This window comes from Rhodopseudomonas rhenobacensis (genome assembly GCF_014203125.1).
In the GTDB taxonomy this organism is placed as follows: domain Bacteria; phylum Pseudomonadota; class Alphaproteobacteria; order Rhizobiales; family Xanthobacteraceae; genus Rhodopseudomonas_A; species Rhodopseudomonas_A rhenobacensis.
Map to the genome: position 1 here is coordinate 17,466 of NZ_JACHIH010000044.1, position 12,925 is coordinate 30,390.

The window sequence follows — 12,925 nt, forward strand, 5'->3', positions numbered from 1 at the left end:
CGCAATGACGAACGCGAGGCATGCACTTCATTGATCGCGACGTCACCGAAATCCTGTAATCACCTCAGAGAGATGCAAACTACCCGATGACTAGTCAGAACGCGGAGCAGGACGAATTCCATGACATCCGCGACGCCGTCGCCAAACTGTGTGAGCAGTTTCCCGGCGAGTATTGGCGCAAGCTCGACCGCGCCATGGAATATCCGCAGGCCTTCGTCGATGCGTTGACTGAGGCCGGCTATCTGTCGGTGCTGATCCCGGAAGAATACGGCGGCTCCGGGCTGAAACTGTCGGCGGCGGCGGCGATCCTCGAAGAGATCCAGAAGGCCGGCTGCAATGGCGGCGGCTGCCACGCCCAGATGTACACCATGGGCACGCTGCTGCGGCACGGCTCGGACAAGCAGAAAGCCGAGTGGCTGCCGAAGATCGCCTCTGGCGAAGTGCGGCTGCAGGCGTTCGGCGTCACCGAGCCGTCCAGCGGCACCGACACCTCGTCGCTGAAAACCTTCGCCAGGAAGACCGACAACGGCGACTACATCGTCAACGGCCAGAAGATCTGGACCAGCCGCGCGGAATATTCCGACCTGATGATCCTGCTGGCCCGCACCACGCCGAAGGATCAGTCCGCCAAGCGCACCGACGGGCTGTCGGTCTTCCTGGTCGACATGAAACAGGCCAAGGACCACGGCCTGACCATCCGGCCGATCCGCACCATGATGAACCACTCCACCACCGAGGTGTTCTTCACCGATTTGCACGTGCCGGCGGAAAATCTGATCGGCGAAGAGGGCAAGGGGTTTCGCTACATCCTCTCGGGCATGAACGCCGAGCGCATCCTGATCGCGTCGGAATGTATCGGCGACGCCAAATGGTTCATCGCCAAGGCCACCGCCTATGCGCGTGAGCGCGTGGTGTTCGGCCGGCCGATCGGCCAGAACCAGGGCGTGCAGTTTCCGATCGCCAAGGCCTACGCGGCGATGCGCGCCGCGGAATTGATGGTCAAGGAGGCCGCGCGGAAATACGAGGCCGGGCTGGATTGCGGCGCCGAGGCCAACATGGCGAAGATGCTCGCCGCCGACGCCTCCTGGGAGGCGGCGAACGCCTGCGTGCAGACTTTTGGCGGCTTCGGCTTTGCCGAGGAATACGACGTCGAACGCAAATTCCGCGAGACGCGGTTGTATCAGGTGGCGCCGATCTCGACCAATCTGGTGCTGTCGTATCTGGCCGAGCACGTGCTCGGCCTGCCGCGGTCGTATTGAGGTTGGATCATGCTGATCAGCAATGAGGCAATGCGCTCGCGACGCGTCGCAGCGAGCTCCCTCGCCCCGCTCTTGCGGGGAGAGGGTTGGGGTGAGGGGCGACGCGCGTCGCCGACTCTCGGCCTTGTTGAGACGCCCCCTCACCCGACCCGGCTTCGCTGCGCTACGCCGGGTCGACCTCTCCCCGCAAGCGGGGAGAGGTAAGTGCTGCCACTTGAAGGGCTAACCGTGGTCGCCGTCGAACAGGCGGTCGCGGCACCGTATTGCAGCTCGCGCCTCGCCGACGCCGGCGCGCATGTCATCAAGGTCGAGCGCCCGGAGGGCGATTTCGCCCGCGGTTATGACCATGCGGCGAAGGGCCAGAGCAGCTACTTCGTCTGGCTCAATCGCGGCAAAGAGTCGGTGGTGATCGATCTCGCCAGCGAGGAAGGCCGCGCCGATCTGGAGACGCTGATCGCCTCCGCCGACGTGCTGCTGCAGAACCTCAAGCCCGGCTCGCTCGACAAGCTCGGCTTTGCCCGCGAGCGGCTGCGGCGCGACTATCCGGCGCTGATCATCTGCACCATCTCGGGCTATGGCGACGACGGTCCCTACGCGCAGCGCAAGGCCTATGATCTGTTGATCCAGGCAGAAAGTGGACTCGCCTCGATCACCGGCAGTCCGGAGAGCGCGGCGCGGGTCGGCATGTCGATCGTCGACGTCGCAACGGGTGCCGCGGCGCAGGCCGCAATCCTCGAAGCGCTGATCGGCCGCGCCCGCCATGGCCAAGGCGCCGATATCCGGATCTCGATGTTCGACGTGATGGCGGATTGGCTCACCGTGCCGCTGCTGAACGCCGAGGCCGGGCAGCCGCCGCAGCGGATGGGGCTGGCGCATCCCTCGATCGCGCCCTACGGCGTGTTTCGCTCCAAGGACGGCAAGGACATTTTGATTTCGATCCAGAGCGAGCGGGAATGGAAAAAGCTCTGCGCCGAGGTGCTGCGGCAGCCACAGCTCGCCAACGATCCGCGGCTGTGCAACGGCGTCGAGCGGGTGAAGAACCGCGGCTTCACCGACGCCACCGTGGCCGCGGCGTTCGGCGCGTTGACGCGCGAGGATCTGCTGCAACATCTCTCGGCGGCCGACATCGCCTTCGCCGAGGTCAACACCATGGCGGACCTCTCGGCGCATCCGCATCTGCGGCGGATCGAAGTGGCGACGCCGAACGGCCCGGTGAGCTATCCGGCGCCGCCGGCGATCTTTGTCGGCGATGAGCGAAGCTACGGCGCGGTGCCCGGCATCGGCGAAAGCCCGCGTGATACGAGCAAGGCGAAAACCTCATGACCGACGCGCTCGATCTCGATCATCTGAAGCAATGGATCGGCCGCAGCGAGCGGGCCTCCGACGTCGTGACGGCGCAGCTCACCAAGGGCCTGCGCGCCACGTTGTTTCTCGATATCGGCACGCCGGCGATCGGCGATGCCGCACCCTTCACGGTGCATTGGTGCCTGGCGCAGCCGGTGGCGGCGATGGCCGCTCTCGGCCCCGACGGCCATCCGGCGCGCGGCGGGTTTCTGCCGCCGGTGCCGCTGCCGCGTCGGATGTGGGCCGGCGGCGAATTGCAGTTTCTCGACGCGCTGCGGGTCGGCGATGAGGTGACGCGCAGCTCCAGCATCGCCGACGTGACGCTAAAGCACGGCTCGAGCGGGCCACTGTGCTTCGTCGCGGTCGAGCATGTGATCTCGACCGCGCGCGGCGTCGCGGTGCGTGAACGCCAGGACATCGTCTATCGCGACATGGCGAGCGCCGCGCCCGCGGCCAAGCCCGCCGCGCCGCCGCCGGCCGCAACACATCGCGTAACGCATGTGGCCGATCCGGTGCTGCTGTTTCGATATTCGGCGCTGACCTTCAACGGCCACCGCATCCATTACGACCGCGACTACGTCACCAAGGTCGAAGGCTATCCGGGGCTGGTGTTCCACGGCCCGTTGCAGGCGGCGCTGCTGGTGAATTTTTCCGCGTCGTTGCACGGCGGCGCCGCGCCGCAAAATTTCAGCTATCGCGGCGTGCAACCCTTGTTCGACGGCGGCCAATTCAGCGTCAACGCCAATGCCACCGAGACCGGCCTTGAATTATGGACCGCCAACGCGGCCGGCGCGCCGACCATGAAGGCCAGCGCGAGCTGGTGATCACTCGGTCATTCCGGGGCGCCAGCGCAAACCCGGAAATGTCCATGTACGGCCTCGAAACACAACGCGTTGTCATTCCGGGGCACGAGCGGCGTGAGCCGCGAGTGAGCCCGGAATCCAGTATTCCAGGGCGGTGAATACTGGATTCCGGGTTCGCTCGGCCTTTCGGCCTCGCGCCCCGGAATGACAGCTTACATTGGGTCGCGCGCAAAGCCCTGCAACAACGCCGAGGCCGCTCACCCCGCCTTCGCCGTCGCCCCATAGGCGTCGCGCATTTTGGCCTGGATCTTGGCCATGCCGCCGATCCAGCGGTCGTAGTTCTCGGTCTTGGCGCGCAGATAGCCCAGCACCTGCGGGTGCGGCAGGATCAGGAAGAGTTCTTCGGCGATGCCCTGCAGCGCATCCTGCGCCACCTGTTCGGGCGACAGGTCGCCGTCGCCGGATTGCGGCCCCTTGGGGATCGCGCGCAGCATGTTGGTCTCGACGCCCTGCGGGCACAGGATCGACACCTTGATGCCGTCGGCGCGGTGCGAGATCGCGAGATTTTCCGCAAAGCCGACCGCGGCGTGCTTGGTGGTCGAATAGGCCGGGCTGCCGACCTGCGAGAGCAGTCCCGCCGCCGAAATGGTGTTGAGGAAATAGCCGCCGCCGCGCGCCTTGTAGAGCGGGATCAGATGCCGCGCCGCATAGACGTGCGCCATCACATGGATCGCCCAGCTCTTCTCCCACGGCTCGTCGGAAGCGCCGCCGGCGTTCTCCGACAGCGGATCAAAGCCGCCGCCGATTCCGGCATTGGAGCAGAACAGCGCGATCGGCCCGAATTGCCGCTCGGTCTCGGCAATCAGATGCGCGATGTCAGCCTCGCGGCCGACGTCGCATTTGAACGCCGCGCCGTCGATCGATGCGGCGACCTGTTCGGCGCGCGCCAGATCCAGATCGGCGACGACCACCTTGGCGGCGCCGGCGCGGTGCAACGCCTCGCACAGCGCCTGGCCGATGCCGTTGGCGCCTCCGGTCACGACCACGATTTTGCCGGCGACCTGCATGGTCCCCTCCCCCTTTTTTTGATTGATGACTGGTCAGCGCGACGCCCAGGCCGGTCGGATAGAGACCGGCGTCGCAGATGGCGAATTACGCCAACACGGTATCGAGCACCGCGGTGTAATGGCAAGCGGCGCCGAGCAGCACGAAGGAGTGCCAGATCGCATTCTGGAACCGGAGCGCGCGCCAAGCGTGAAACACCACCCCCAGCGTGTACAGCACGCCGCCGATGGCGATGAACCACAGCGCCAGATGCGGCACCGCGGCCGACACCGATTCGTAGGCGATCAAGCCGCTCCAGCCCATCGCCAGATAGAGCCCGATCGATATCTTGTCGAACCGCCCCGGCACGAACAATTTCAGCAGGATACCGACGATCGCGACGCCCCAGACGCCGGCGAGCAGCGCCAGCGCGAACATGCCGTCCTTGATCTGCGCCAGGAACGGCGTGTAGGTCGCGGCAATCAGAATGTAGATCGCCGAATGGTCGAACCGCCGCAGGATCCATTTGCGCCGCGACACCGGCCACAGGTTGTAGGCCGCGGAAAAGCCCAGCATCGCCAGCAGCCCGCCGGCATAGACCAGCACCAGCATGATGTCGGAGGCCGAGGAAAACACTGCCGCCAGCACGATCATCACCGTCACCGCGATGACGCCGAGCGCTACCCCCAGAATATGGACGACGCCGTCGGCGATCAGCTCGGCGCGGTCGTAATGCCAGCCCACCGCACCGGCGCCGTGGGCGGACTTTCCGACGGGGCGGGAATACGACGCGATTTGCTTCAATTGGAAGATCGGCATCCGGCGTTTCCCGCTGAGAACTTTGTTGTAAATTGATCTGGCGCATTCAAGACGCCCGACCCGGCACGATAAATCATCTTCTGTTGCCGGTCGATGACAGGCAGACTATTCGTCTGCAAACCCGGCAAACCCAAGGCTTGATTCGCCAGAATCGGTGCTTTCCGGCTAATTTCGCCCGGTTTCTCTGTCCGATCGAGCCGATATCGAAGCATGGCCTTCAATTTCTCCAATATCATCGAGGAAGCGCGGCTGTCGGCGCGGGCGCTGATCGATTACAGCGACAACCTGTTCAACCCGACGATCAGGCTCGGCGTCACCGGCCTGTCGCGCGCGGGCAAGACCATCTTCATCACCGCCCTGGTGCACGGCCTGTCGCGCGGCGGCCGCTTCCCGATTTTCGAATCGATGGCGACCGGCCGGATTGCCAAGGCTCGTCTAGAACCCCAGCCGGACGATGCGGTTCCCCGGTTTGATTACGAACATCACTTAAGAACGCTGATCGACGACCGCAATTGGCCGCACTCCACCGTCGACATCAGCGAACTGCGCCTCGTGGTGGATTATCAACGCAAGAACGGCGCCAACCGCACGCTGACCATCGACATCGTCGATTATCCCGGCGAATGGCTGCTCGACCTGCCGCTGTTGAACCAGAGCTACGAACAATGGGCGGCGGAGAGCCTGAAGCTGTCGATGCAGGACCCGCGGGTGCGGCTCGCCGGCGAATGGCACGCCCACCTCGCCACGCTCTCGCCCAAGGGCCGCGAAAACGAACAGGCGACGCTGACCGCCGCAAAGCTGTTCACCAAATATCTGCGCGAATGCCGCGACGAGCAGTTCGCCATGAGCCTGCTGCCGCCCGGCCGCTTCCTGATGCCCGGCAACCTCGCCGGCTCACCGGCTTTGACCTTCGCGCCGCTCGACGTGCCGGCCGGCGGCGAGCCGCCGGACGGCACGCTGTGGGCGATGATGCGGCGGCGCTTCGAGGCCTACAAGGACGTGGTGGTGCGGCCGTTTTTCCGCGACCACTTCTCCAGGCTCGACCGCCAGATCGTGCTGGTGGACGCGCTGACCGCATTCAACGCCGGTCCTGAGGCGCTGCACGATCTGGAATCGGCGCTCGCCGGGATTCTCGACTGCTTCCGGATCGGCCGCAGTTCGCTGCTGAATTCGATGTTCCGGCCGAAGATCGACCGCATCCTGTTCGCCGCCACCAAGGCCGACCACCTGCATCACGCCAGCCACGATCGGCTGGAAGCGATCCTGCGCCGGCTGGTCGAGCGCGCCGCCGGCCGCGCCGAATACGCCGGCGCCGCGGTCGACGTGGTGGCGCTGTCGGCGGTGCGTGCCACCCGCGAAGCCCAGGTGCAGCGCGGTCACGACCGTTTGCCCTCGATCGTCGGCACGCCGATCGCCGGCGAAACCTCCGGCGGCGACATCTTCGACGGCGAGACCGAGGTTGCGACCTTCCCCGGCGACCTGCCGACCAATCTCGAGGAGATATTCAAGGCCGGTGCGTTTCGCGGGCTGGCCGCCGGCGACGCCGAATACGCCGATTACCGTTTCCTCCGGTTCCGGCCGCCGCATATTGCCGATCGCGGCCCGGATGATACCATCCTGCCTCACATCCGCCTCGACCGCGCGCTCCAGTTCCTGATCGGAGACAAGCTGCAATGACCGAGCGGTTTCAAAGTCGCCGGCCGGCCACCTTCAAGCTCGGCGATCCCAGCGTGGTGGTGACCGAACCGGCCGAAGACGTCAGCCGGCCGCAGCCGTCGTCGCCGCGCGCCCGGGTGCAGATCACGCAGGAAAAGGACCAGGTCGCCGCCGAGACGGTGCCGGCCGAAGCCGCGCCGGTGCTGGCGGTGCGCAAGGGATTCCGCTGGGCGACGCTGTTCTGGAGCGCGGTCAGCGGCCTGGTCTCGCTCGCCGCCTGGCTCGCGGTGACCCGGCTGATCGAAGACCTGTTCGCGCAGAACAAGACGCTCGGCAGCATCGCGATGGTGCTGGCGGTGATCGCAGGCTTGGCGCTGGCGGTGATCGTCACCCGCGAGGTGATGAGCATGTTGCGGATGGCGGCGATCGAAAAACTGCACAGCCGCGCGCTGGTGGTGCTGGAGACCGACAACCGCGCCGAGGGCCGCGCCATCGTCAAGGAACTGCTGACGCTGGAGAACCAGAACCCGCAACTGGCCCGCGCCCGCACCACGCTCAACACCCATCTCAACGACATCATCGACGGCGCCGATCTGATCCGGCTCGCCGAACGCGAATTGCTCGAGCCGCTGGATCAGCAGGCCCGCATCCTGGTGTCGACCGCAGCGCAGCGCGTCTCGCTGGTCACCGCGATCAGCCCGAAGGCGCTGATCGACGTGCTGTTCGTGTTCATCGCGGCGTTGCGGCTGGTACGGCAGCTGGCGCGGCTCTATGGCGGCCGCCCCGGCACCATCGGCATGATGCGGCTGATGCGGCAGGTGATCGCGCATCTCGCCATCACCGGCGGCGTCGCGATCGGCGACAGCGTGGTGCAGCAGGTCCTGGGTCACGGCATCGCCGCGAAACTGTCCTCCAAGCTCGGCGAAGGCGTGCTCAACGGGATGCTCACCGCCAGGCTGGGGCTCGCGGCGATCGACCTGACGCGGCCGCTGCCGTTCATCGCGGTGCCGCGCCCGGTGCTCGGCGATCTGGTCAAGGACCTGATGCGCAAGCGCGAGAAGGACGAGTAGCGCCCGGGCTGTCACGATGGAACCCGACGAGTTCCTTCGAATCCTTTTCCCTTATGCGCCGAGCGCGCGTCCCTTCGCCGGTAGCGTGAGATCGACATTTCGCGTCTGGCGCGTCGGGCGGCGGGAAAACCCGGAAAAAACCCCGGATTTTCCGCTTCGACGGCGACCACAAGACGATTCGGCCATTGTTTAAGCTATCAAGCGACCGCGATACCGCGTAACGTGCAGCGTAGAACCAGCCGGTGTGCAGGGACCGACCGTTCGTTACGTTTTAATTCCTGCGGAGACTCTCTACATGGCTAAAGGTACTGTGAAGTGGTTCAACGCCACCAAGGGCTTCGGTTTCATTCAGCCCAGCAATGGCGGCAAGGACGTGTTTGTCCATATTTCGGCGGTTGAGAAGGCAGGCCTTTCGACGCTCAATGAAGGTCAGACGGTTGAATTCGAAGAAGTCGCCAATCGCGGCAAGACTTCGGCGGAAAACCTCAAGGTTTGATCGGCGACGTTGTTCGATAGGCATGCCCTCGGAGATAATCCGAGGGTGCGTCCTCCAAAAAAGTTTGATGCTGAATTTTGCGATGGCCCGCGTTCCAAGTACGGCCATCGTTTTTTTGTATGCGGCGGGCGCTAGTCCTGCTTGACCCATTGTCCGACCGGCATCACGTCCGGCGACTGCGCATAGCCGCGGGTCCATAGATCCACCACCCATTCGACCTGCGTGGCACGCTCCAGCAGCACCGCCGTGTTGTGCGGCGTCTGCAGCACCAAGACGTTGCCGCGATAATGCGGATTGCCGACGCTGTGATATTTCAACAGCCCCCAGTCCTGCAGCAATAACAAGAGGCTCGTGGTGTTGCGGGTGGTGTCCCAGCAATCGAAATTCGCCTTGTCGGCGCCGGCGCGAAAATCCGCCCGCGCCACCCGCTTGTCGGTGCCGAGCACCGGCCCGACCCGGCGATCGAACCACACCACGGCCTTCTGCACCGCGGCGCGTTCCGCCGCCGCCGAGCCGCGCCCGCTGCTGAGGATCTGGGTCAACGCCCGGCGATCGCCGGGGCCGAACTCCAGCGCATGGCGGCGCCGGCAGACGAAGCCGTAGCACACCGTCATCGCATTGCCCGACGGCGGGAAGATCGACACCGAGGTGTAGAGCTGGGCGATCGCCGGCGAGACCTCGGCGGCCTGCGCCGATATGGCCGCACTGAGTGCGATTGCGCCGACGGCGATGGCCGCGACCGCGCAGCGCAGGCGTGAACGGAGGTGATGCGTCGATGTCATGCCGTCATTCCATGGTTTGGCGGCAAACCTAGCCCGCCCGCTTGGGCCTGCCAATATCACGCTCCACAGCCGCGTGCGCCGCGCGTCGGCCTTTGCAACCCGCCGCCGGATCGCCATGTCTCGAGGAGGCCATGGCGGAGCATCCGGATGCTAGACCAGTCAGCTCTCCCCCTGTTCAGCGCGCCCTATGCCGCCGACGACGGCGCGCTCGCCGCCGGGCTGCTCGCGGCCGCGCGGCTTGCGCCGGAGCGCGAGGCGCGGATCGACGCCAACGCAACGCGGCTGGTCGCGGCGATCCGCGGTCACGACCGGCTCGGCGGCGTCGAGGAGATGCTGCGCGAATTCGCGCTCTCCACCAAGGAGGGCGTGGCGCTGATGGTGCTGGCCGAAGCGCTGTTGCGGGTGCCGGACGCGCGGACCGCCGATCAGTTCATCGAGGACAAGCTCGGCCAGGGCGATTTCGAACACCACGCCACGCAATCAAACGCGCTGTTGGTCAACGCCTCGGCCTGGGCGCTGGGGATTTCGGCCCGCGTGGTGCAAGCCTCGGAAACCCCGCAAGGCATTCTCGCCGGTTTGAGCAAACGCATCGGCGCGCCGGCGGTGCGCGCCGCCACCCGCGCGGCGATGCGGCTGATGGGCAATCACTTCGTGCTCGGCGAGACCATCGAAGCGGCGTTGCAACGCGCGCAGGCAGGCTCCCGCTATTCGTTCGACATGCTCGGCGAAGGCGCCCGCACGCAAGCCGACGCCGAGCGTTACTTCGCCTCCTATGCGAAAGCGATCGACGCCATCGGCCGCAGCGCGGGAAGCGCGGAGTTGCCCGCGCGCCCCGGCATCTCGGTGAAACTGTCGGCGCTGCATCCGCGCTTCGAGCCGCTCTGCCGCAACCGGGTGATGAGCGAGCTGGTGCCGCGCGTGATCGAGCTGGCGCGGCAGGCCAAAGCCTTCGATCTCAATTTCACGCTCGACGCCGAAGAGGCCGACCGGCTCGAATTGTCGCTCGAGGTGTTCGCCGCGGTGCTGCGCGATCCGTCGCTGGCCGGTTGGGACGGCTTTGGCCTCGCAGTGCAGGCCTATCAGAAGCGCGCGCTGGCGGTGATCGATCACGCGGCCGAATTGGCGCGACGGCAGGGTCGCCGGCTGATGCTGCGGCTGGTCAAAGGCGCCTATTGGGACAGCGAGATCAAGCGCGCGCAGGAGCGCGGGCTGCCCGACTATCCGGTGTTCACCCGCAAGGCGATGACCGACCTCAACTACCTCGCCTGTGCGCAAAAGCTACTTGCGCTGCGGCCGCTGATCTATCCGCAATTCGCCACCCACAACGCGCTCACCGTGGCGAGCCTGCTCGAGATCGCCGGCGATGCCGACGGCTTCGAATTGCAGCGGCTGCACGGCATGGGCGAAGCGCTGTACGCACAGCTCGCGAAAGATCAGCCGGCGTTGCCGTGCCGGATCTATGCGCCGGTCGGCGGGCATCGCGACCTTTTGGCCTATCTGGTGCGGCGGCTGCTGGAGAACGGCGCCAATTCCTCGTTCGTGGCGCTGGCCGGTGACGACAAGGTGCCGGTAGCGGCGCTGCTGCGGCGGCCGGCGGACATCATCGGCGACGCCACGCGCGCGCGGCATCCAAAAATTCCACTGCCGCGCGATCTGTATTTGCCGCGGCTCAACTCGCAGGGTTTCGAGTTCGGCGATCGTGTTGCATTGGACGCATTGCTGTCCGAGATCGCGGCGCAGACTGCACCACTCACCGCCGCGCCGCTGATCGATGGGGTGGCGCGGCGCGGCACCGCGCGGCCGGTGCTCAGCCCGATCGATTCGACCAGCGTCGTCGGCGAGGTGCTTGAAGCCACGCCCGAACAGGTGAACCAGGCGGTCGTCGCGGCGCGACGCGGTTTTGTCACTTGGTCGCGCACGCCGGCGGACGCCCGCGCCGCAGCGCTGGAGCGCGCAGCCACGCTGCTGGAACAGCATCGCGCAACAATCATTGCGCTGTTGCAGCGCGAGGCCGGCAAGACGCTCGACGATTGCCTTTCTGAAGTGCGCGAAGCGGTGGATTTCTGCCGCTACTACGCAGCCGAAGGGCGCCGGCTGTTCAGCCACGGCGAAACGATGCCTGGGCCGACCGGCGAGAGCAATGTGCTGAGCCTGCGCGGTCGCGGCGTATTCGCGGCGATCTCGCCATGGAATTTTCCGCTCGCGATTTTCTTGGGCCAGGTCAGCGCGGCGTTGATGGCCGGCAATGCCGTGGTCGCCAAGCCCGCCGAACAAACGCCGCTGATCGCGGCTTTGGCGGTGAAGCTGTTGCACCAGGCCGGCGTGCCGAAGACTGCGCTGCAGCTGCTGCCCGGCGACGGCGCAATCGGCGCAGCGCTCGCGGCCCATGCCGACATCGACGGCGTGGTGTTCACCGGATCTTTGGAGGTGGCGCGGTCGATCAACCGCGCACTCGCCGCCAAGGACGGCGCGATCGTGCCGCTGATCGCCGAGACCGGCGGCATCAACGCGATGATCGTCGATGCAACGGCATTGCCCGAACAGGTCGCCGACGACGTCGCCGCCTCCGCGTTCCGCTCCGCCGGTCAACGCTGCTCGGCGCTGCGGCTGTTGTTCGTGCAAAACGACGTCGCCGACCGCATGATCAAGATCGTCGCGGGCGCCGCGCGGGAACTAAAGGTCGGCGATCCGCGCGACCCGGCGACTCACATTGGCCCGGTGATCGATCGCGAAGCGGCGGCGCGACTCGACGCGCATATCGTGCGCATGACGCTTGACGCGCGGGTGCATTTCGCAGGCCGCGCCCCCGGGCCGGGTTACGTCGCGCCGCAGCTGTTCGAATTGGCGCGCGCCGATCAGCTCACCGAAGAAGTGTTCGGCCCGATCCTGCATGTGGTGCGCTACGCCGCCGATCAACTCGACGCGGTGCTCGAAGCCATCGCGCACAGCGGCTTTGGGCTGACGCTCGGGATTCATTCCCGCGTCGACGCCACCATCGACCACGCGATCAAGCGGCTCGCGATCGGCAATGTCTACGTCAACCGCAACATGATCGGCGCGGTGGTCGGCGTGCAGCCGTTCGGCGGCTCCGGGCTGTCCGGCACCGGGCCGAAGGCCGGCGGGCCGCATTATCTGCCGCGCTTCGCGCTGGAACAGACCGTCAGCATCAACACCGCAGCCGCCGGCGGCAATGCGGCGCTTTTGTCGGAGGATGAAGATGGCTGAGGATCGGACGCCGGCTTGACGCGGCGGGCTGACGCATTTGTCGATTTTGGTTTGGGCCGCGACGCCTGGACGGCGCTGCGCGCGGGCTGCATCCCAACGCAAAAACGCCGGGCTGTTTCCAGCGCGGCGTTTTTGTTTGTTTTGATGAGATCGTATATTTTGAGGATTTGTCCTTTGCAGGCCTGGCAGCGACCTACTCTCCCAGGGCTTAAGCCATAGTACCATTGGCGCTGAGGAGTTTAACGGCCGAGTTCGGGATGGGATCGGGTTGAAGCTCCTCGCTAGAACCACCAGGCCGGCGAAGGACAAATTTGAAGCAAGCGGGAGGCGAGTGGCGAGCAGCGAATGGCGAATGGAAGACAATCTTCTCTATTCGCCACTCCCTATTCGCTATTCGCCGGTCTCTTTATGATTTCTATTTTCATGC

The 12,925-nt window shown here is 65.7% G+C and carries 10 protein-coding genes and 1 rRNA gene; 7 read left to right on the forward strand and 4 right to left on the reverse strand.

What is annotated here, in order from left to right; genetic code table 11:
* Window positions 1–86: 86 nt before the first annotated feature.
* The 3 genes from HNR60_RS22230 to HNR60_RS22240 all read left to right on the forward strand — a co-directional run bounded on the left by HNR60_RS22230 (window position 87) and on the right by HNR60_RS22240 (window position 3,427).
* Window positions 87–1,259, forward strand: coding sequence for an acyl-CoA dehydrogenase family protein (locus HNR60_RS22230; RefSeq protein WP_184262260.1), 1,173 nt, complete (start codon window positions 87–89; stop codon window positions 1,257–1,259).
* 204 nt (window positions 1,260–1,463) lie between these two features.
* The gene (locus HNR60_RS22235) at window positions 1,464–2,582 is read left to right on the forward strand and encodes a CoA transferase (RefSeq protein WP_184262262.1); all 1,119 of its coding nucleotides are present in this window, start codon (window positions 1,464–1,466) and stop codon (window positions 2,580–2,582) included.
* Window positions 2,579–3,427: an HTD2 family dehydratase gene (locus tag HNR60_RS22240; RefSeq protein WP_184262264.1), complete on the forward strand. Its 849-nt coding sequence runs from the start codon at window positions 2,579–2,581 to the stop codon at window positions 3,425–3,427. The genes HNR60_RS22235 and HNR60_RS22240 overlap by 4 nt, the downstream gene beginning before the upstream one ends.
* A gap of 236 nt (window positions 3,428–3,663) precedes the next feature.
* Here the strand turns inward: HNR60_RS22240 and HNR60_RS22245 are convergent, their stop codons facing one another.
* Complete coding sequence (locus HNR60_RS22245; protein ID WP_184262266.1) at window positions 3,664–4,473, reverse strand: SDR family oxidoreductase; 810 nt, start codon at window positions 4,471–4,473, stop codon at window positions 3,664–3,666.
* 85 nt (window positions 4,474–4,558) lie between these two features.
* Window positions 4,559–5,269: a PAQR family membrane homeostasis protein TrhA gene (gene trhA, locus HNR60_RS22250; protein WP_184262269.1), complete on the reverse strand. Its 711-nt coding sequence runs from the start codon at window positions 5,267–5,269 to the stop codon at window positions 4,559–4,561.
* Window positions 5,270–5,479: 210 nt separating this feature from the next.
* On the opposite strand from trhA, the gene HNR60_RS22255 reads away from it, so the two are divergent.
* From HNR60_RS22255 to HNR60_RS22265, 3 genes are all read left to right on the forward strand, one after another.
* Window positions 5,480–6,946: a YcjX family GTP-binding protein gene (locus HNR60_RS22255; protein ID WP_184262271.1), complete on the forward strand. Its 1,467-nt coding sequence runs from the start codon at window positions 5,480–5,482 to the stop codon at window positions 6,944–6,946.
* The gene (locus tag HNR60_RS22260; RefSeq protein ID WP_184262273.1) at window positions 6,943–7,995 is read left to right on the forward strand and encodes a YcjF family protein; all 1,053 of its coding nucleotides are present in this window, start codon (window positions 6,943–6,945) and stop codon (window positions 7,993–7,995) included. The genes HNR60_RS22255 and HNR60_RS22260 overlap by 4 nt, the downstream gene beginning before the upstream one ends.
* Before the next feature lie 295 nt (window positions 7,996–8,290).
* Window positions 8,291–8,491, forward strand: coding sequence for a cold-shock protein (locus HNR60_RS22265; protein ID WP_011474677.1), 201 nt, complete (start codon window positions 8,291–8,293; stop codon window positions 8,489–8,491).
* Window positions 8,492–8,622: 131 nt separating this feature from the next.
* On the opposite strand, the gene HNR60_RS22270 is transcribed toward HNR60_RS22265, so the two are convergent.
* A complete protein-coding gene (locus HNR60_RS22270) occupies window positions 8,623–9,273 on the reverse strand; it encodes a hypothetical protein (protein WP_184262275.1) in 651 nt (216 codons plus the stop codon).
* Window positions 9,274–9,420: 147 nt separating this feature from the next.
* Between HNR60_RS22270 and putA the strand changes: the two genes are divergently transcribed.
* Window positions 9,421–12,498, forward strand: coding sequence for a bifunctional proline dehydrogenase/L-glutamate gamma-semialdehyde dehydrogenase PutA (putA, locus tag HNR60_RS22275; protein ID WP_184262277.1), 3,078 nt, complete (start codon window positions 9,421–9,423; stop codon window positions 12,496–12,498).
* 180 nt (window positions 12,499–12,678) lie between these two features.
* On the opposite strand, the gene rrf is transcribed toward putA, so the two are convergent.
* Window positions 12,679–12,793: ribosomal RNA gene (gene rrf / locus HNR60_RS22280) — 5S ribosomal RNA — on the reverse strand.
* Window positions 12,794–12,925: the final 132 nt, after the last annotated feature.

Coding starts and splice junctions, on each gene's coding strand:
- HNR60_RS22255 (WP_184262271.1), top strand. CDS start 5,480: ATGGCCTTCAATTTCTCCAATATCATCGAGGAAGCGCGGCTGTCGGCG.
- HNR60_RS22260 (WP_184262273.1), top strand. CDS start 6,943: ATGACCGAGCGGTTTCAAAGTCGCCGGCCGGCCACCTTCAAGCTCGGC.
- HNR60_RS22265 (WP_011474677.1), top strand. CDS start 8,291: ATGGCTAAAGGTACTGTGAAGTGGTTCAACGCCACCAAGGGCTTCGGT.
- HNR60_RS22230 (WP_184262260.1), top strand. CDS start 87: ATGACTAGTCAGAACGCGGAGCAGGACGAATTCCATGACATCCGCGAC.
- HNR60_RS22245 (WP_184262266.1), bottom strand. CDS start 4,473: ATGCAGGTCGCCGGCAAAATCGTGGTCGTGACCGGAGGCGCCAACGGC.
- trhA (WP_184262269.1), bottom strand. CDS start 5,269: ATGCCGATCTTCCAATTGAAGCAAATCGCGTCGTATTCCCGCCCCGTC.
- HNR60_RS22270 (WP_184262275.1), bottom strand. CDS start 9,273: ATGACATCGACGCATCACCTCCGTTCACGCCTGCGCTGCGCGGTCGCG.
- putA (WP_184262277.1), top strand. CDS start 9,421: ATGCTAGACCAGTCAGCTCTCCCCCTGTTCAGCGCGCCCTATGCCGCC.
- HNR60_RS22240 (WP_184262264.1), top strand. CDS start 2,579: ATGACCGACGCGCTCGATCTCGATCATCTGAAGCAATGGATCGGCCGC.